The following is an 18,906-nucleotide window of genomic DNA, read 5'->3' as shown; positions in this document are numbered from 1 at the left end:
TGGGTAGCGTCGACTGGGTAGAGTCGACTGTTAGTCGACTAACAAAAACAAAAAGAGCGCCCCGGGGGGCGCTCTGTCGAAGGTCCAGCGATGGCCGCTTCAACGGCCTCGTGGGGCTCCAGGCAGACACGCCCGTTCCGCGTTGGCGCGGGTCAGGGTGAAAAACTTCAGGAGCGGCATCCGATTCATGGGGCGCATTCTAGACCTGCCAATCTGGCGCGCAAGTGAATATTGCAAACATAAATGGAACGATGAGGCCGACAATGATCGGGGTCAGATCCCTTTGCCCCTGGGCAAAGGGTTCTGACCTCTCAGCCTTTACTTGCAGCCGTGCAGCGTGCGCGCCTCGGCCACGGTCGCCGCCTGGTCATCCCCCATCGAAATCCACCCCTTCAGCGACGTCGCCGGGTCAATGTGCGGCAGCCGCGGGCCACCATGGATCAGCACCTCGGTCCAGCTCCCCACCGGCGCCAGTTCGGACAGGCGTGCCGCCTGGTCATCCTCGGTGCTGAACGTGTCGTCCGGGCTCGCCGGGGGCGTCGTGTTCACGGTCTCGGTCTTGCGGGAATGCACACGCAGCGCGCCGCCCGGCATGCGCTGGGTGGTGACGTCGTAGCGCTCGATACCGTACGCCCAATGGCTTTCGCCAATGCTGCGGGTCTCGCTTCCGTCATCCGCCACAGCCACCATCTCGCCCGCCGGCCCGACCACGCCCGCGACAGCACCCAGGCCGGACATCAGCGCCTGGTAGACGATCATCTGCCGCTGCTCGGTGCTCAACGCACCGGCCTTGAGCTTGGCAGGGGGAATCTGCAGGTATGCCGCCTCCTTGCAAAGCACCAGCACCTGCTGGTCATCCCAACTCACGGACATTTCCTCGCTGGCGAAGTACTGCGTCCGGATGGACGCAACAGGAGAACCCGCGCCAGCGGAATGCCGTATCTCGATCAGCGAGGCATTCTCCGCCGCATCGGTCAGCGAAACCGGAGAGGTGGAAGCCGCAGTCGCAGCGCCTGCGAAGCCAACCAACACGGCCAGCAGCGTGCCGCGCGAAATGCTACAGATCATTGCATCAGTCCATTGAGGGAATACCGGTCAGACATGATACGCGGCGACGGCAGCAGATCCGGACTACGTCACCACCACCAACGGCACCCCGCGCCGCGGATGCTCCAGCACCACCACATCCTGCTGATAGACCCGCTGCAGGTTGTCTTCGGTGAGCACCTGCAGCGGCGTGCCATCGGCGGCCACCCTGCCCTGTTCCAGCAACACGATGCGGTCGGCATAGCCGGCGGCCAGGTTCAGATCGTGCAGCACCACGATCACGCACGCACCGGCTTCGGCACAGGCACGCACACTGCGCAACGTACGCTCCTGGTGGCGCAGATCCAGCGCCGCGGTCGGTTCATCAAGCAACAGCAGCGGCGTGTCCTGCGCCAGCACGCGCGCGAACGTGGTCCGGGCGGACTCGCCACCGGACAGCTGCTGCACTTCGCGCAGGCGTAGCGCCTGCAGTTCGGCGGCATCGATGGCAGCTTCCACCCGTGCATCGTCCACACGCGGATCCGGCGGATGCGGCAACCGTCCCATCGCCACCACTTCTTCCACGCTGAAGGCGAAGCGCACGCCATGTTCCTGCGGCATCACCGCGCGCTCGCGTGCCAGCGGCCCCGCCTTGTAACTGGCCAACGGCTTGCCCAGCAGGCTCACCTCCCCCGCATCGGCGCGCAGGTCACCGGCCGCCACCGCCAGCAACGTAGACTTGCCCGCGCCGTTCGGGCCAACCAGCGCGGTCACCGTGCCCGGCTCGAACGCCAGCGAGATGCCATGCAGGATCTCGCGCTGCTGGCGGCGCACCACCACCTGGTGCAGTTTCAGCAGCACGCTCATGGCGCCGCCTTGCGGCGCTGCTGCAGCACCAGCCAGAGGAAGAACGGCGCACCCAGCGCGGCCGAGAACAGGCCCAGCGGAATCTCCGCAGGTGGATCGAGCGTGCGTGCGGCGGTGTCGGCCACCACGATCAGCAGCGCACCGAGCAGCCCGGACAACGGCAGCAGCCAGCGATGACCCGGGCCGACCAGCAGTCGCGCCACGTGCGGCACCACCAGGCCGACGAAGCTGATCGAGCCCGCGAACGCCACCGCTGCGCCCACCAGCAGCGCACTGAACGCGACCAGGCGACGCCGCGTACGGGTCACGTCCAGCCCCAGGTGCTGCGCCTGGCGCTCACCCAGCGCCAGCATGTCCAGCGGCGTGGCCAGTCGCTGCAGCGCAAACACGCCGAGCGCAAACAGCGGCACCACCGCGGCCACGTCGGCCCAGTTGGCGCGCGCCAGCGAGCCCATCTGCCAGAACACCAGCGACTGCAGCTCGCTTTCGCTGGCGATGTAAGTAAGGAACCCAATCAGCGCCGAGCAGAACGCGGCCATCGCGATGCCGACCAGCAGCAGCGTGGCATTCCCACTGCCTTTGCCGGGCCGGGCCAGCGCATAGGTCAGGCCGATCGCCAGCGCGCCGCCGACGAAGGCTGCCACCGGCACCAGCCAGCCGGCCGCACCGGCAGCGCCGAGAACAATGGCAGCCACCGCACCCAGCGCAGCACCCTGGCTGACACCGACGATGCCGGGGTCGGCCAGCGGATTGCCAAACAGGCCCTGCAGGCTGGCACCGGCCATCGCCAGCGACGCACCGACCATCGCGCCCAACAGGGCGCGCGGAATGCGCAGCTGCCAGACCACGGCCAGATCACGGCTGCTGACTGCCCCTGGGTCAAGCAGGCCCAGCTTCACCGCAAGCGCCTGCATCACCTCCAGCGGCGGCAACCGCAACGGACCCACGGCGAACGACGCCAGCACTGCCCCCAGCAGCGCCAGCAACGCCACCATCAACATCGTCCGCCCGCGACGGCGGCGCCGATCCGCCGGACTCATGCCTTCGGCAAGGCTGCCAGGGCCTTGGCCAGCGCCAGCGCGCCCGCACCAGAACCCACGCTGGTGTACTTCAGCTGCACATCCGGCATCACCCAGACCCGATTGGCCTGCCCGGCCGGCGTCTGCTTCAGCGTCGGGTACGCCTTCCACAGGCCTTCGGCACCGCCGAACAGCCGCAGGTCATGCTCGGTCACCAGGATCACCTCCGGTGCCGCGGCGACCACCCCCTCGTTGCTCAGCTGCGAGTAGTTCTTCACCCCGGCCTCGGTGCCGATGTTGATGCCGCCGGCCAGCGCGATCAGCTGCGCTGACGCGCTGTCGGCACCGGCAACAGTGGGCGAGCCGCCAGCGCCGGTGGCCGATACGTGGATCAGTCGTGGCGCATGGCCCAGGCCCTTGCCAATCGCTGCAGCCTCGTCGAGCTGGCGGTGCACCTGCGTGGCCAATGTTTGCCCCGCTTCGGCCAGCCCTAGTGCGGCGGCGACCTTGCGCACCTTGTCCGGGGCCGGCTGCAGATCATCGATGACCACCGCCGGCTCACCGACTTCGCGCAGCTTTTTGGCCAGCTCGGTGTGGCGGCGCAGGCTGTTGCCGAGGAACAGCGAGCCCTGCAGGCTCAGCACGCCCTCCACGCCGGTGGTGCGGTTGAACAGGAACTGGTGCGGCGCGGCCAGGCCGGCCTGGGTGGTGGTGTTGGTCGGCGCGGCGAATACCTGCGTGCCCAGCCCCAGTGCTTCGATCACCGCGATGACGTCGTCGCCACCGGCAATGATCCGGCTGGTATCGGTCACCTCGATATCGGCGCCGTCATCGGAATGCACCTTGGCCGGCAGCATCGCCTTCTGGTCATGCACGGCCGGCAGCTCGGCACCGGCCACGCGCTGCCAGCCTGCCGGCAACGCGGTTTCGGCAGCGGCCGGTGCGGCGGGCGGCTCGGCGGCCTTCTGGCCATCAGGCGGTGTCGACGCGCCGCCACAGGCGGCCAGTACCAGCGAAACAGCCAACGGAAGCGCACACAGGCGCAGACGGGACGCGATGTTCATGCTCGTTCTCCTTGCTGGCAGGGCGGCGCGCACGCCGCCCCACCGTGTGACTTACTGCTTCGGGGTGATGCGGGTGATGCGGGTGATGCGGTCACCCTTCGGGTCCTCAGCGCCGCGCGACTTGTTCACCGCGAACACGTTGCCCTTGCCATCGGCGCGGACGTGGTTCGGCAGCGTGCCGCCATCAAGATTGGCGACCACCTTGCCGTCACCATTCACCACGGTGACCGTGCCAGCGCCACGGTTGCTGACATAGGCCAGGCCGGAGGCATCATCGAAGGCGACGTTCAGCGCACCGGCGCCGACCGGCACGTCATGCAGCACCTTGCCGGCTGCCACGTCGACGATCAGCAGGTTGTCGGTGCCCTGCGAGGCGACGTACAGGCGGTTGCGTGCCGCATCGAAGGCCACGCCCGAGGCACTGATCGAATTGCCCAGATCGATGACCTTCTCGACCTTGCCGCTGGCCACATCGATCACCGCCGCTTCCGGGGTGCCGATGCTGACGGTGAACAGCTTGCCGCCCTTCTCGTCCAGCACCAGGCTCATCGGGGTGAACGTGCCGTCGTCCACGCCGGATTCCAGCGTCACTGCCGGCAGCTCCTTGAAGGTCCTGGCGTCGAACACCGACAGGTGGTCCTCGCCCGTCGCCGAGGCGAACACCTTGCCGCGGGTGCCATCGACCACCACGTCGCGCGCGTGCGGCACAGTGTCGGCCGGGAACTGGTGGACCAGCGACAGGTCCTTCTGCCGGTAGACCGCGATCGAGTTCTGGCGGGTGTTGGTCACCCAGACGTTGCCGTTGGTGTCATCCACGCCCACGCCGTAGACCGCGTACACCGCACCATTGGTGCTGCCCGGTACCTGCGCCGGGGTGATCGCCCTGGTCACCTTCAGCGACGTCGGGTCCAGCTTCAGCAGCTGCGACTGGGTCACCGGCGGGCGGCCCACCGCCGAGGTCACGAACACCGCATCGCTGGCGGCGCTGTAGGCGGACTGGTACAGGCCCGGCACCAGCTTGCTGGACCGGGTGGCGAACTGCGCCTGGCCGGACAGCGGCAACTGCGGCGACACGCGCAGCTTCAGCACCGTGGCCGCAGCCGGCTGGCTGGCGCGCACCACCACCGGGTGGGTGCCCGGCACCGCGTCGGCCGGAATGCTCAGCTGGGTCTTGAAGTTGCCATCGGCATCGACCACCACCGGCTGTGCGTTGAGCACGCTGTCGCCACGCAGCAGGCTGACCTTCTGGCCCGGCACGAAACCACGGCCGACCACGTCGGCGGTGCTGCCGGGAACCACGTTCTCACCGCGTGAGACGACCTCACCCTTGAAGGTGGCGTTGGCCGGCTGGTCGAACACCGGCTGCGCGGTGGCGGTCACTGCCAGCAGCAGGCCGGCAGCGAGAGAGGTAAGACGGAGAGACGGACGGAACGACATGGCAGGCTCCTTGCACACGTAGGCCGCGCCACGTGGCGCGGGGGTCATCGGTTGCCTGGGCCGCTGCACGTCGGCAGCCTCGCCTGGGTAGTGGGGTCGCACGGCAGCGCGTGCGAAGGGATTCATTCGGCGGCGTTGTCACCGCCATTGGGCGCGCCATCGCCGACGCTGCGATCGGTCACGCCGTACAGCTCATGCAGCGCCGCATGGAAGGACGCCGGCAGCATCGGGCCGTGGCCAAGGCCGGGGAACTCGCGGTACTGCACGCTCAGGCCCGGCACCTTGCCCAAGCGCTCGGACAGCTGCATCGCCGCATCCGGGGTGGCGCCACCGATGCGGCGCAGGTGCGCGACCACGCGCGGATTGTTCATGTCGCGCTTGCCGCGATCACCGACACGCTCGGCACCGCCCAGCATCAGCCAGAGCCTTGCCGGTTGGCCGTGCACGTTCTGCACGAACTGTTGTTCCGGATCCCCCAGCGCCGCACCCTGGCTCCACCACAGCGACGGGCTGGCGGCCAGATAGGACTGGAAGGCGGCCGGACGCGTGTACAGCGCATTGAGCACGAACAATCCACCCAGCGAGTGGCCCCACAGCGCTTGCTGCTGCGTATCGATGCGTGCGCGACGCTCGACTTCCGGCTTGATGCGGCGTTCGATCACATCCAGGAAGGCCGCAGCACCACCGCCGACCGCCTGGGTCGTACCGCTCTCGTCGTCGGCACGGTCGATCCATGCGGTGTAGTCGCGGGTGCGCGCCTTGGAATCGATGCGCAGGTCGTTGTCGTAGCCGATCAGCACCAGCACCGGCGGCGCCTTGCGCGCGGCCAGCTCGGCCAGCAACGGCTGATCCAGGACCATCGCGACGGCGTTGCCGTCCAGCGCGTACAGCACCGGAGAGGGCACCTTGCCGGCCTTGGCCGGGATCGCCAGGTTCACCCGCCAACGGCGCTGCTGGTCCGGGCTGTCCACCACGAAATGCTCGAAGCGATAGCTGGCCGCCGGCTCGTCGAGCACTGTGCGGCCGATCTTCTGCAGCGGGTTGCGCTGCTGTGCATGGGCATATGGGGTGGCCAGGAGCAGACCCATCATCAAGGCGGCCAAGCCGCGGGCCAGCGGACCACGGCGCGAAGGCGGAACAAAGTGCTTCATCAGCGGCGGCAGAAGCGGCCCAGGGCCGCCGGTTCACAAGGGACCGCAGTCTACCTTAAACGCGAATGATTATCACATCGATCAAACGTCACGCTGTGTATCACGCGCGCGCATGCCCGGGTTGCGCAAGGGGCAGCAATTCCCCTATTTTGCCGCCCATCGGGGCATTGGATCGCCCCGCTTCCAGCGCAGCCATGAATGGCGGGCACTTGCCGCCATCCGGGTCGCGTTCATCTGCACACAACCGGCATGGGATTGGATCCCATGATTGTGAGACTCCCTTGAAGCACACCACCCTGATCGCCCTCTCCCTCGGCCTGCTTGCGCCGCTGGCCGCCCATGCCGCACAGGACCTGCCAACGCTCTACCAGGCCTTTGAAGAAGCCGGCAATTCGTCACTGGGCATGGACCAACTCAACCAGACGGTGACATTCACTGCCGTAGCCCTGAGCGTTTCCAGCAACCTGGCGGGCGAGCCGCTGATCGAGGCCGGCGACGACCAGGGCAATGTCCTGGCCCGACTGACCAGCGACGACGAACAGCAGGCGGCCAAGCTGGGCGCACTGGAAGAAGGCGCGACGTTCACCGCCAGCTGCACGCTGCAGTTCAGTTCCGGCACGGACTACCTGTCCTTCGGCGACTGCACCATCAAGTAAAGACGAAGCCGGCGAAATGCCGGCTTCTTTTCTTTGCCTCTTGTGGAGTCGAGCCATGCCCGACTCGCGAAATGTCACGGCCCCGAAGGCACCGGACCATAAGCATTTTCCTGCGGCGTGCCCGGCAGCAGCGCGAATACGAAGATCACCAGGCCGCCGAACGGAACGAAGGCCAGCAGGTACATCCAGCCCGACTGGTTGCAGTCGTGCAGGCGGCGCACGGTGACGGCGATGACCGGCACGAACGTGGCCAGCCAGAACACGACAAACAGGATGATCGACGCGATGCCCAGGACGTCGGACTGCATCACCAGCCCGGCAACGAGCGGCACCATCAGGACGGCGGAGACGATCAGCATGAACAGCTGGAACATCCAGTACTCACGACGGTTGGCACGCCCCTCGAACTGGGCGTAGCGCTTCAACGGCAGAATCATTTCCTGCACGGCATCAATCCTTGAAAAAGTGGCCGCGCAGTGTGCCAAAGACCGCCGCCGGGAACAATGTGGAGCCGAGCCATGCTCGGCTGCCATTGGCCCTGTAGAGCCGAGCCCATGCTCGGCTGCCGTTGCCGCAGGCGCTGCTGGCCCGGTCCAGAGCGGAGTCGAGCGCGGCTCGACGCTACATAAACCGGGTCAGCGACCCTTTGCCGCCCTCGCCGCTTCGCGCTCGGCACGCAGCCGGTCCAGCTTTTCCTTCAGCTTGATTTCCAGGCCACGCGGCACGGGGTTGTAGTACACCCGTTCGCCCATCGCATCCGGGAAACCCGTCTGGTCCAGCGCGATGCCACCCTCGGCGTCATGGTCGTACTGGTACTCGGCGCCGTAGCCGAGCTCCTTCATCAGCTTGGTCGGTGCATTGCGCAGGTGCAGCGGCACTTCTTCGGTACCGCTCTCGCGCACGTCGGCCTTGGCTTGGTTGAATGCGGCATAGCCGGCGTTCGACTTGGCGGTGCTGGCCAAGTAAAGCACCAGCTGCGCGAACGCCAGCTCGCCTTCCGGGCTGCCCAGCCGCTCGTAGATGTCCCAGGCTTCCAGCGCCATGCTCTGCGCGCGCGGATCGGCCAGGCCGATATCCTCGATGGCCATGCGGGTCAGCCGGCGCGCCAGGTAGGACGGGTCGCAGCCACCATCGAGCATGCGGGTCAGCCAGTACAGCGCGGCATCCGGGTTGGAGCTGCGTACCGACTTGTGCAGCGCCGAGATCTGGTCGTAGAACTGCTCGCCGCCCTTGTCGAAGCGACGGGTGCGATCGGCCAGCACCTGGGTCAGGGTCTGCGGCGTGATGCGCCCTCCCTCCCCGCCCGCCAGTTCCGCGGCGATTTCCAACAGGGTCAGCGCACGGCGCACATCACCATCGGCAGCGGTGGCGATTTCCAGAAGCAGTTCGGGGGCGACCTCGATACCCTCTTCGCCCAGGCCGCGCTCGCGATCACCCAGCGCACGTTCCAGCGCCTCGACGATGTCTGTGGGCGAAACGCCTTCCAGGACATGCACGCGGCAACGCGACAGCAATGCGGAATTCAACTCGAACGACGGATTCTCGGTGGTGGCACCGACGAACAGGATCGTGCCGCGCTCGATGTGCGGCAGGAAGGCGTCCTGCTGCGCCTTGTTGAAGCGATGCACCTCATCCACGAACAGCACGGTGCGCCGGCCCTCCGCGAAGCGTTGCGCGGCCTCGGCCAGCACCTGGCGCACCTCCGGCAGGCCGGAGAGCACGGCGGAGATGGCACGGAATTCTGCGTCGGAGTATTCGGCCAGCAACAGCGCCAGCGTGGTCTTGCCACAGCCTGGCGGCCCCCACAGGATCATTGAATGCACGCGACCGGATTCGACCGCGCGACGCAGCGCGCTGTCCGGCGCCAGCAGGCGCTTCTGCCCAACCATTTCGTCGAGAGTGCGCGGACGCATGCGCTCGGCCAGCGGGCGCAGGTGTTCCCGATCGACGCTCAGCAGATCGGGACCAGGGAAGGAAGTTGAACGATGTCTTGCCACCCGGTCATTGTACCGCGCCGCCCAACGGTAGCGCCGGGCCGTGCCCGGCGGCGGGACGCGATGTCTGGTAGTGCCGGCCGCTGGCCGGCAGATCCCAAGCGTGCCAACCAACGGTTGACACCCACCAAGGCGGTCCCGGTTGAAACCCACCAGAGCAGAAAGCGCCGGGCCATGCCGGCGATCAGGCCGCACGGGTGGTAGTGCCGGCCGCTGGCCGGCAGATCAAGAGCGTGTCAACCAAGGTTGACACCCACCATGACGGTGCCGGTTGACACCCGCCAGAGCAGACAGCACCGAACCCTGCCCGGCAGATCAGGCCACAGGATCGGTAGTGCCGGCCGCTGGCCGGCAGATCAAAAGCGTGTCAACCAAGGTTGACACCCACCAAAGCGCCTCCGCCCACAGGTCAATTACCGATAACGTCGGTGCCCTTCGGCGGGGTGAAGCTGAAGGTACCGGCGGCAAAGCCCGGGTTGCGCTTCCAGCCGCTGAAGCTGATCACGGTGCGCTGGCCAACCGCATCGGTGATTTCCATCTTGGCCAGGCCCTGGGCATTGAAGCCCAGCGCAGCGTACTGGAAGCTGGCTTCGGTCTCGCGCTTCGGCGACAGCGACAGCCACTGCAGGCCGTCGCGCTGCGCAGCCTCTTCACTGACGTCGTACTGCTGTTCCAGCAGCGCCGGGTTGATCAGCGCGGTCAGCGGACTGTTCTGCTCTTCCTTGCCCTGCTCGCGCACGGTGGCCTGCTCCAGGTCCGGTTCGTACATCCAGACCTTCTTGCCGTCGGCCACGATCAACTGCTCGTGCGGGCGCACGTATTCCCAGCGGAACAGGCGCGGCGCCGACAGGGCCACGCGGCCACTGGTCGATTCCTTCACCTTGCCGCGGCTGTCGAACACCTGCTGGCTGAACTGGCCATCCAGGCCCTTCAGGCCACTGGTGAAGGTCTTCAGGTCATCGCGGGCGCCTGCCCAGGCGCTGCCGGCGGCGGCGCAGGCCACGGCCAGGGTGGTGGTGGCAAGGAAACGACGGAAGCGGAAGTTCATGCGGGAATCCTGTGGGCGCGGGCGCCAGGAAAGGTGGTTGCCAGTGTGCCCGGGGAAAGATGAATGGGCGATCAGGGCGACATTATGCCGCCCTGAACGTCCATCGGCGATTCAGCCGCCCGAGCCCGGCAGCTTGCCGTACAGCACCTGGCCACGGAAGCCACGCCGCACTTCGCGATACAACGCGCGGAACGCGGTGTAGTCCTGCGGCTGGCACAGCGCCTCCGGGCCACGCACCGCGTTCTGCTGTAAGCGATGGCGCACGATCACGTCCTGCCCCTCGCGGCTCCAGTCCACGCGGTACTCGCCGGCGGCGTTGGTGAAACGCTGGTTGGCCGGGATGGCGATGATCGGCGCATTGGCCGGGAACTGCAGGCGATAGGTTTCCTCGCGCAGGCTGGCATTGCAGTAGAACGGCGTCTCGTTGGCCGGCGCAGAAGCGGTGGCGTACAGGCCACGCACCGACTCGCCGCCCGGCGGATCCGGCACGGCCATGCCGCCGGCCACGCTGAAGTCGGCGTAGTCCTCGGCCTGGAAGGCCATGCGATAGCCGAACGGCCGGGTCAGGTCGACCGGCACGCCCTGGATCTGCAGCTGCCCTCGCCCGTCGAAACCGGACGCGGCCATGATCTGCTCCTCGGCGCGCGCACGATTCTGCGCGTTGAGCTGGGAGAACTGGGCGCGCATGCCGATCTCGGCGTTCTCGCCCAGCTTCGGAATGGTCTCGCCGCGCAGGTTGCCGTTGGCGTCGAAGGTGAAACGCACTTCCATCGAGGTGGCATTGCGCTGCGGCGTGTTGGCCGGGGTGCGTGCCAGCGTGGCGTCGCGGGTACGCATCACCGGCGCACCCAGGTCACCTTCCGGCAGCTGCCCGAAGCGGGCCCACGCGGTGGTCGAATCAAGGTACAGATCGAATTCCGGGATGTAGGTGATGGCGTGGTTGAAGCGGCCCAGCACCGGAATCTTCGGCAGCGTGGGGCCGCCGCCGGCACCGATCAGCACCGGCGAGCTGGCGATGCCCTTGGCCGCCAGCAGCGCCTCCAGGATCGTCACATGGTCCTTGCAGTCACCGTAGTGGTTGTCGAGGATGCTCTGCGCGCTGTTCGGCTCCAGGCCGCCATTGCCCAGGTACACCGCCACATAGCGGATGTTCTGCGCCACCCAGCGGTAAAGCGCATCGGCCTGCTCGCGCCGGTCGCTGATGCCAGCGGTGATCTCATCAGCCAGCGCCTGCAGCGCCGGGGTCACGTCGGCCGCCGGGCCGGCCTTGAGCTGGTAGGCGCGTCCCATCTGCGACCAGTCACGATAGGTGCTGGCCATGATGTTCGGGCCGAACTCCCAGCCCGCCGCCGACCAGTTCTGTGCCGGCATGGCTTCGCGCCGCTGGTAGCGCCAGCGCCACTGTGCCTGGCCGTTCTTCACCGTCGGGCGATCGCTGCCCTGCACGCCGCGGCTGTCGACGAACATCGGCAGGTTGGCCGGCGCAGTCAGGGTGACCTCGGCGTCTTCGTACTCGGTGAAGACGTTGAAGGTCTCCCACAGGCCGAAATAGCCCGGGAAGTACGGCGTGGCCTGGGTGCGGCGCACCTGGTAGTACAGGCGCGTGCCCGGGGCCAGGTTCGGGAACACGATCACCCGCACCTTGCGGTCGGCATACATCGCCGCCGAGGCGCTGGAGTAGCTCTCCTGGGTGTAGATGCGATCGGCCGGCACGTCGCGGCGCTGGCCGTCGGCGGTGATGGTGTAGGCGCCAAGCACCTCCAGGGTTTCCATCTTCTCGCTGTAGCTCAGCCGCACCTGGCTGAACTGCTCGACCGAGGCCTTGGTCTTGAGCAGGACTTCGTAGGTTTCGGTCTGCACATTGCCCGCATCCGGCCGCACCTGGTAGTCGGCGCGGTAACGGACAATGCTGAAATTATTGCTGGCTTCGGTATCGCCGCTGGTGGAAGGCGGCGCCGTGGCGGGCGCGGAGGTGGCGGTTTCTGCCAGTGCCGGGCCGGCAGCCAGGAAGGCTGCCAGCGCCAGCGCCAGCGCGCTTGGTACGGGGTGAAGCATGCGTCGGTTCCTTGGACGTCGTGGGGGATACGTCGGGCCTTACTTCGGCGGCGGCGGTGCCAGCACCGTGCGGTCGCCGTTGTGCTCGGGCGGGCTGACCACGCCGGCCGCTTCCATGGCCTCGATCAGTCGCGCTGCACGGTTGTAGCCGATCTTCAGCCGGCGCTGCACGCCGGAAATCGAGGCGCGGCGGGTCTCGGTGACCACCCGCAGCGCTTCGTCATACAGCGGGTCGGACTCGTCGCCGGCCGCACTGGTCTCGGGCAGGCCGGTGGCACCGACGACCACGCCGTCGCCCATCGTCTGCACCTCGTCCAGCACCCCGTCGATATAGTCGGCCGGGCCCATCGCCTTGAGGTGCTCGACCACGCGGTGCACTTCGTCATCGGACACGAACGCACCATGCACGCGCTCGGGCAGCGCGGTGCCCGGCGGCAGGTACAGCATGTCGCCGTGGCCCAGCAGGGTCTCCGCGCCGGACTGGTCGAGGATGGTGCGCGAGTCGATCTTGGAGCTGACCTGGAAGGCGATACGGGTCGGGATGTTGGCCTTGATCAGGCCGGTGATCACGTCCACCGACGGGCGCTGCGTGGCCAGGATCAGGTGGATGCCGGCCGCACGCGCCTTCTGTGCCAGGCGCGCGATCAGCTCTTCCACCTTCTTGCCGACGATCATCATCATGTCGGCGAATTCGTCGATGAAGATGACGATGAACGGCAGCGTCTCCAATGGACGCGGCGCCTCGCCCAGCTCCGGGCTCGGCTTGAACAGCGGGTCCATCAGCGGCTGGCCGGCATCCTGCGCTTCCTTCACCTTCTTGTTGAAGCCGGCCAGGTTGCGCACGCCCACCGCGCTCATCAACTTGTAGCGGCGCTCCATCTCGGCCACGCACCAGCGCAGGCCGTTGGCAGCCTCCTTCATGTCGGTGACCACCGGCGCCAGCAGGTGCGGGATGCCCTGATAGACGCTCAGCTCGAGCATCTTCGGGTCGATCATCAGCATCCGCAGATCTTTCGGCGAGGCCTTGAACAGCAGGCTCAGCACCATCGCGTTGACCGCCACCGACTTGCCCGAACCGGTGGTACCGGCCACCAGCAGGTGCGGCATGCGCGCCAGATCGGCCACGGTCGAGCGCCCTGCAATGTCCTTGCCCAGCGCCAGGGTCAGCACGCTGGCCGACTTGTCGTATTCCTTCGAGCGCAACAGCTCGGACAGGTAGATCATCTCGCGGGTGACGTTGGGAATTTCCAGGCCGATCACCGACTTGCCCGGAATCACGTCGACCACGCGCACCGACTTCACCGACAGGCCGCGCGCGATGTCCTTGTCCAGCGAACTGATCTGGCTGACCTTGATGCCCGGCGCGGGCTCGATCTCGAAGCGGGTGATGACCGGGCCGGGATTGGCGCCGACCACCTGGGCGTCGATGCGGAAGTCCTTCAGCTTGAACTCGATCTGCCGCGACAGCGCGTCCAGGGTTTCCTTGTCGTAGCCCACCGGCTGCGGCTTGGGGTCGTCCAGCAGGGCCAGCGGCGGCAGGTCCGAGCCGTCGCCGTTGACGCCACGGAACATCGGGATCTGCGTGTCGCGCTTGGCCCGGTCACTCTTCTCGATCACCGGTTCCGGACGCGGCTCGATCTTCACCGGCTCGCGCTTGGCGCGCACCTCGGCATCGGCCTTGCGCACTTCCTGGCGCTCCTCGCGCATCACCCGGGTCTGCTGCCACTCGGTGACTTCTTCCTTCTTGCGCGCCAGCAACGGTGCCAGCGACATCACGCCGCGGCCGATCTTTTCCATCACCGTGAACCAGGACAGCCCGGTGGCCAGGGTGATCGAGGCCAGCAGCAGCACCAGCACGAACAGGTTCGCGCCCAGCGCGCCGAAGCCCACCGTGAGCGAATTGCCAACCAGCTTGCCGAGGATGCCGCCGGCGCTGGAGACATCGCCGCTGAACAGGCGTACATGCAGGAAGCCGGTGCCAGCAATCAGGAAACCGACCAGGCCGACCAGGCGCAGCGCAGGGTCCAGGTCGTTCTCGCCCTTGCTCTCGCGCTTGAGGCCGAACATGGCAATCCACGACAGCGCACCGAGCACCACCGGCAGCAGGAAGGCGATGTAGCCGAACAACTGCAGCAGCACGTCGGCGATCCAGGCGCCCGCGCGACCACCGAGGTTGTGCACCGGCGCGACCACGCTGCCGGTATGCGACCAGCCCGGATCCGTCGCTGAATAGGTGAAAAGACTCGCCGCCAGATAGAGCAGGGCCGGCGCGATCGCGATCAGGCCCAGGTCGCGCCAGAGGCGCTGGCGGCGTGGATTGTCGGTCGTCGCCGCCGCGGCCGTGCGACGTGACGCCTTGCTGTCGTCCGACTTGGAGCGTTCAGGGACCTGCTTCGCCACCTTAGACCATACCTTTGGAATGCGCTGTTAGTGATTGATAATAAATGAGACGGCGTCAGTTTTCAGTTATGCGACTTCTGACCGGGCCCGGACAGAGCCGAAACCACCGCTGGATGACGGCGTTCTGTTCATCGGCTTGAATCGCCCTGCCCCAGCCGCCACTCTATGACCAGCCACGGATGCTGCGCAAACATCGCCAGCGCCTTGTCCCATCTACCTTTTCGCGAGTCTACATGAGCACCAGCCTGCCCTCCCGCCACCAGCGCCTCGTCATCCTCGGTTCCGGACCGGCCGGCTGGACCGCCGCCGTCTACGCCGCCCGTGCCAACCTGAAGCCGGTCGTCATCACTGGCCTGCAGCAGGGCGGCCAGCTGATGACCACCACCGAGGTGGACAACTGGCCGGGTGACGCCCACGGCCTGATGGGCCCGGACCTGATGGCGCGCATGCAGGCCCACGCCGAGCGCTTCGAGACCGAGGTCATCTTCGACCACATCCACACCGCCGACCTGTCGCAGCGCCCGTTCAAGCTGATCGGCGACAGCCACGAGTACACCTGCGACGCGCTGATCATCGCCACCGGCGCCACCGCCAAGTACCTGGGCATCCCGACCGAAGACGAGTTCAAGGGCCGCGGCGTGTCCGCCTGTGCCACCTGTGACGGCTTCTTCTACCGCGACCAGGACGTGGTCGTGGTCGGCGGCGGCAACACCGCGGTGGAAGAGGCCCTGTACCTGTCCAACATCGCCCGCAAGGTCTACCTGGTCCACCGCCGCGACACCCTGAAGGCGGAGAAGATCATGCAGGACAAGCTGTTCAGGAAGGTGGCCGAAGGCAAGATCGAGACCGTCTGGCACCACCAGGTGGAGGAAGTGCTGGGCAACGACGCCGGCGTGACCGGCGTGCGCGTGAAGTCCACCCTGGACGGCGGCACCCGCGACATCGATGCCCACGGCTTCTTCGTGGCCATCGGCCACCACCCGAACACCACCCTGTTCGACGGCCAGCTGGCGATGAACAACGGCTACCTGGAAATCCGTTCGGGCCTGGGCGGCAACGCTACCCAGACCTCGGTGGAAGGCGTGTTCGCCGCCGGCGACGTGGCCGATCAACACTACCGCCAGGCGATCACCTCGGCCGGCTTCGGCTGCATGGCCGCACTGGACGCCGAGCGCTATCTGGACGCGCAGGGCAAGGCCAGCTGAAGCGCTGATTATGCTCTGTAGAGTCGAGCCATGCTCGACTCAGGAGAAAGGCCGACGCGAAAGCGTCGGCCTTTCTCGTTACATCCCTGCGGCAGCCGTATTCTCAGGCAAGCCATTTCGATCAGGGCCGGCCGCATCGGGAACACAACGAACGGTGTGAGGCACGGGCTGCGACTTGACCCCATCCGCATCCAACACATGCGTCTCCCAGCCGAGCGTCCCCACGCTGTCGCGACCGCAGCTGAGTTGCATCCTGCTGGGCTGGTCAGGCGAATCGAGGACCACCGTCCGTCCGCTGCAGTTCCACCCTGATGGGCACAGCGTATTGCGGGTGATCAGGCTGATCGGGAATTGCGGATGGCCCGCAAACGCCACGTCCACCTCGCGCGAGTCGCCGGATGGAACGTCGACATCTGCGATCGGCTGCCCGGACAGCGGCTCACACGTCTTTCCTGTTGCCCACAGGCGATAGCCCTTCTCCACCCCTTTCATCGACGCCGAGCGGAAGACGGGGTCCTGCAGCGCCTTGGCATCATCCGAATTCGTGTGAAACGCCGTCTCTACGATGATCGATGGCATGTGCGCCTCTCGGTTCTCCCCCTTGTTCAGCGCGTGCGGAGCGGGAGCCACGGTGAATGCCGCATACTCAGGTAGCGAGTGAATCAGCTCCTTCATCGAGCACAGGACACTCTCTGCAAGAGCAGCATCCATCGGCCTACCAGGTTGCACGATCACACGAGTACCGCGCGCGGCCCCCGAGGGTTCTCCATTGCTGTGCAGATGAATCGCTACCTCAGCTCCGTGGTGGTTTGCGAGAAGCGGCCGACTGTTGATGTCTTCACGCTCCTCCCGATCCCAAAGCGTACTGCCTGCGTACGTGTTCCATATCTTTGTCTCGGCCGGATACTGCTCGGCAATCGCGTAGCGCGCAGCTATGGTCCACCACTCCTCACCACTCGGAGGATGAGTCGTTCCCGTGATCTGAACGCGCGGACGGACGACAGGCATTTGGCTCCTTTGCTCGATCATCGCCTTCAGCTCCGCAGCGTACGACGGAGTCAACAACCCCTCGGAGACCCCATTCCATTCATCCCTTGAGGTCACCCACCGGTTGTCCTTGTAGCTGTAGAAATACCCATGGCCGGCTGCGACAAATGCCATCCCGGACCCAGGCGTTCCACGCATCCGCCTCAGCGCATCCCCCGCTTTCCGCGCCGCATCGTCCGCAGCCTTTATCTCAGGAAAGTAGTATTCGATCTCTTTCCCGTCATACAGAAAAACGACACGACTGAACGGCGCCACCTGCTCGGCCCAATGCAGTAGTCCAAAACTGATCTCGCTTCGCTGATCCTCGAACGACGGTCCGTAATCGGCAGGAACGAAGTCACGATCCAGCGCCACGGTCACTACACCGTTGGCGATATCTGCTGATACCTCAACCCGGCGACTACGTGCCTGGCCATCCACGAGACGAACGCGCTCCAGAATGTCGCGCGCCTTCTGGGTCAAGAGGATGTCGAGTCCAGTGTCCTGCTCCACCGCAGGAGGAGCGTCAACGGCCTGCGCGGGGCTTATCAACAGTCCGCCACCCAGAAGAGACAGCAGGACAGAAAGGGATCCAAGGCGAAATTTCTGGTTCATTTTGGCTACTCCATGCAAAGAGTGAATGCACCGCTCCAGCGGCGCAGCTCACTCTGCCCCTGTGCATTCAGGCATTCCGCAACCAAGCGCACACGGATGGACAATTCAAACTTTCCTCACCCCCAACCGGAACAAACCAACCCAGCTCCGCCAGCACCGTTCGCGATCCACCTGGCCTATCCTTGCCAACCATGCTCTCCACCCGCTTCCTCGACTCCCTGCAGTCCATTCCCGCCACCGACTGGGATGCCCTGCACGACGGCCAGAATCCGTTCGTCAGCCACGCCTTCCTCTCAGGCCTGGAACAGCACGGCTGCCTGCGCGAGGACTGGGGCTGGCAGCCCCGGCACTTCACGCTGTGGGAGGGCGAGCGCCTGATCGGCGCAATTCCGGGCTACCTGAAGACCAACTCCCACGGCGAATTCGTGTTTGACCATGCCTGGGCGAACGCCTACGCCCGCCATGGCCGCGACTACTACCCGAAGTGGCTGGGCGCGGTGCCGTACTCGCCGGTCACCGGGCCGCGCCTGCTGGCCCGTCACGATTCAGAGCGCACCACGCTGCTGTCGGCGTTGCGCGATGCACTGCCGGCACTGGCCGTGTCATCGGCCCATATCAACTTCCACGCCGCAGCGGACGAGGCGCTGTTCGGCGATGACTGGCTGCTGCGCGAGGACGTGCAGTTCCAGTGGCAGAACCCGGGTGACTGGGCGACATTCGACCAGCTCCTCGGCGCGATGAACCACAAGCACCGCAAGAACATCCGCCAGGAACGGGCCAAGGTCGCCCGCCAGGGCATCAGCTTCCGCGTGGTGCATGGCGACGACGCCAGCCGCGCCGACCTGCAGGCGATGTACCGCTTCTACCTGCAGACCTTCCTTGAGTACGGCAATGCCCCGGCCCTGACCGAGGCCTTCCTGCGCCATCTGGCCATTTCATTGGGGCGCGGGCTGGTACTGTTCCTGGCCGAGCAGGAAGGCCAGCCGATTGCCGGCGCGCTCTGCCTGCGCGGCGGTGACACGCTGTACGGCCGCTACTGGGGCGGCGCCACCCTGCCCGGCCTGCACTTCGAAGCCTGTTACTACCAGGGCATCGAGTACTGCCTGCGCGAAGGCCTGAGCCGTTTCGAACCCGGCGCACAGGGCGAGCACAAGCTGGCGCGCGGCTTCCTGCCTACACTGGTGCGCAGCCGGCACTGGGTGGCTGATGCGGATTTCGCCGAGGCGTTGCAGGAGTGGTGCCGGCAGGAGCGGCGGGATGTGCGGCGCTACCAACAGGAGCTGCTGGGGCACAGCCCATTTCGCGCGGACGGGTGACCCGCCAACCAAGGTTGGCATCTACCG

Annotated in this window: 15 protein-coding genes; 3 read left to right on the top strand and 12 right to left on the bottom strand. The window is 66.4% G+C overall.

The annotated features are described in order from the left end of the window. Positions 1-318: 318 nt before the first annotated feature. From QP609_RS10435 to QP609_RS10410, 6 genes are all read right to left on the bottom strand, one after another. A complete protein-coding gene (locus tag QP609_RS10435; protein WP_164076844.1) occupies positions 319-1,068 on the bottom strand; it encodes a hypothetical protein in 750 nt (249 codons plus the stop codon). Between the two features lie 63 nt (positions 1,069-1,131). Continuing rightward, positions 1,132-1,893, bottom strand: coding sequence for a heme ABC transporter ATP-binding protein (locus QP609_RS10430; RefSeq protein ID WP_164109207.1), 762 nt, complete (start codon positions 1,891-1,893; stop codon positions 1,132-1,134). Beyond that, positions 1,890-2,933, bottom strand: a complete 1,044-nt coding sequence (locus tag QP609_RS10425) for an iron ABC transporter permease (protein WP_046430486.1) — start codon at positions 2,931-2,933, stop codon at positions 1,890-1,892. The genes QP609_RS10430 and QP609_RS10425 overlap by 4 nt, the downstream gene beginning before the upstream one ends. Then, positions 2,930-3,976, bottom strand: a complete 1,047-nt coding sequence (locus QP609_RS10420) for an ABC transporter substrate-binding protein (RefSeq protein WP_197620893.1) — start codon at positions 3,974-3,976, stop codon at positions 2,930-2,932. The genes QP609_RS10425 and QP609_RS10420 overlap by 4 nt, the downstream gene beginning before the upstream one ends. A 51-nt stretch (positions 3,977-4,027) precedes the next feature. Next, on the bottom strand, positions 4,028-5,413 hold the full coding sequence (locus QP609_RS10415; protein WP_169411025.1) for an ATP-binding protein: 1,386 nt from the start codon (positions 5,411-5,413) through the stop codon (positions 4,028-4,030). 122 nt (positions 5,414-5,535) lie between these two features. Next, on the bottom strand, positions 5,536-6,564 hold the full coding sequence (locus tag QP609_RS10410) for an alpha/beta hydrolase-fold protein (protein WP_197620894.1): 1,029 nt from the start codon (positions 6,562-6,564) through the stop codon (positions 5,536-5,538). Between the two features lie 281 nt (positions 6,565-6,845). Between QP609_RS10410 and QP609_RS10405 the strand changes: the two genes are divergently transcribed. Beyond that, positions 6,846-7,220 (top strand): hypothetical protein, encoded by a 375-nt coding sequence (locus QP609_RS10405; RefSeq protein ID WP_014647092.1) that lies wholly within the window; start codon positions 6,846-6,848, stop codon positions 7,218-7,220. A gap of 74 nt (positions 7,221-7,294) precedes the next feature. Here the strand turns inward: QP609_RS10405 and QP609_RS10400 are convergent, their stop codons facing one another. The 5 genes from QP609_RS10400 to QP609_RS10380 form a co-directional block, all read right to left on the bottom strand. After that, on the bottom strand, positions 7,295-7,666 hold the full coding sequence (locus QP609_RS10400; protein WP_014647091.1) for a DUF805 domain-containing protein: 372 nt from the start codon (positions 7,664-7,666) through the stop codon (positions 7,295-7,297). A gap of 189 nt (positions 7,667-7,855) precedes the next feature. Further along, the gene (locus tag QP609_RS10395; protein WP_014037159.1) at positions 7,856-9,133 is read right to left on the bottom strand and encodes a replication-associated recombination protein A; all 1,278 of its coding nucleotides are present in this window, start codon (positions 9,131-9,133) and stop codon (positions 7,856-7,858) included. Positions 9,134-9,623: 490 nt separating this feature from the next. Further along, positions 9,624-10,262: an outer membrane lipoprotein chaperone LolA gene (gene lolA / locus QP609_RS10390; protein WP_005413289.1), complete on the bottom strand. Its 639-nt coding sequence runs from the start codon at positions 10,260-10,262 to the stop codon at positions 9,624-9,626. Positions 10,263-10,373: 111 nt separating this feature from the next. Further along, positions 10,374-12,317 carry a DUF3857 domain-containing protein gene (locus QP609_RS10385; protein WP_164110743.1) on the bottom strand — a complete coding sequence of 648 codons (1,944 nt, stop codon included), beginning with the start codon at positions 12,315-12,317 and terminating at the stop codon, positions 10,374-10,376. 39 nt (positions 12,318-12,356) lie between these two features. Continuing rightward, on the bottom strand, positions 12,357-14,717 hold the full coding sequence (locus tag QP609_RS10380) for a DNA translocase FtsK (protein WP_197620895.1): 2,361 nt from the start codon (positions 14,715-14,717) through the stop codon (positions 12,357-12,359). 233 nt (positions 14,718-14,950) lie between these two features. On the opposite strand from QP609_RS10380, the gene trxB reads away from it, so the two are divergent. Further along, a complete protein-coding gene (gene trxB, locus QP609_RS10375; RefSeq protein ID WP_014647087.1) occupies positions 14,951-15,922 on the top strand; it encodes a thioredoxin-disulfide reductase in 972 nt (323 codons plus the stop codon). A 78-nt stretch (positions 15,923-16,000) separates the two neighbouring features. Here trxB and QP609_RS10370 read toward each other — a convergent pair whose 3' ends face one another. Next, positions 16,001-17,563 (bottom strand): N-acetylmuramoyl-L-alanine amidase, encoded by a 1,563-nt coding sequence (locus QP609_RS10370; protein WP_197620896.1) that lies wholly within the window; start codon positions 17,561-17,563, stop codon positions 16,001-16,003. Positions 17,564-17,754: 191 nt separating this feature from the next. On the opposite strand from QP609_RS10370, the gene QP609_RS10365 reads away from it, so the two are divergent. Then, entirely contained in the window at positions 17,755-18,879 is a 1,125-nt protein-coding gene (locus QP609_RS10365; protein WP_197620897.1) for a GNAT family N-acetyltransferase, read from the top strand. The last annotated feature ends 27 nt before the right edge of the window (positions 18,880-18,906 follow it).

Origin of the sequence: Stenotrophomonas sp. 8(2023) (assembly GCF_030345295.1) — a bacterium.
Taxonomy (GTDB): Bacteria; Pseudomonadota; Gammaproteobacteria; order Xanthomonadales; family Xanthomonadaceae; genus Stenotrophomonas; species Stenotrophomonas muris.
Note: the sequence above shows the minus strand (reverse complement) of the source record. Positions and strands in the feature narration are given on the sequence as shown.

Bases quoted from the DNA above. Each gene is read 5' to 3' on its own strand.
- QP609_RS10435 (WP_164076844.1), bottom strand. From the start codon at position 1,068: ATGATCTGTAGCATTTCGCGCGGCACGCTGCTGGCCGTGTTGGTTGGC.
- QP609_RS10430 (WP_164109207.1), bottom strand. From the start codon at position 1,893: ATGAGCGTGCTGCTGAAACTGCACCAGGTGGTGGTGCGCCGCCAGCAG.
- QP609_RS10425 (WP_046430486.1), bottom strand. From the start codon at position 2,933: ATGAGTCCGGCGGATCGGCGCCGCCGTCGCGGGCGGACGATGTTGATG.
- QP609_RS10420 (WP_197620893.1), bottom strand. From the start codon at position 3,976: ATGAACATCGCGTCCCGTCTGCGCCTGTGTGCGCTTCCGTTGGCTGTT.
- QP609_RS10415 (WP_169411025.1), bottom strand. From the start codon at position 5,413: ATGTCGTTCCGTCCGTCTCTCCGTCTTACCTCTCTCGCTGCCGGCCTG.
- QP609_RS10410 (WP_197620894.1), bottom strand. From the start codon at position 6,564: ATGAAGCACTTTGTTCCGCCTTCGCGCCGTGGTCCGCTGGCCCGCGGC.
- QP609_RS10395 (WP_014037159.1), bottom strand. From the start codon at position 9,133: ATGCGTCCGCGCACTCTCGACGAAATGGTTGGGCAGAAGCGCCTGCTG.
- lolA (WP_005413289.1), bottom strand. From the start codon at position 10,262: ATGAACTTCCGCTTCCGTCGTTTCCTTGCCACCACCACCCTGGCCGTG.
- QP609_RS10385 (WP_164110743.1), bottom strand. From the start codon at position 12,317: ATGCTTCACCCCGTACCAAGCGCGCTGGCGCTGGCGCTGGCAGCCTTC.
- trxB (WP_014647087.1), top strand. From the start codon at position 14,951: ATGAGCACCAGCCTGCCCTCCCGCCACCAGCGCCTCGTCATCCTCGGT.
- QP609_RS10370 (WP_197620896.1), bottom strand. From the start codon at position 17,563: ATGAACCAGAAATTTCGCCTTGGATCCCTTTCTGTCCTGCTGTCTCTT.
- QP609_RS10365 (WP_197620897.1), top strand. From the start codon at position 17,755: ATGCTCTCCACCCGCTTCCTCGACTCCCTGCAGTCCATTCCCGCCACC.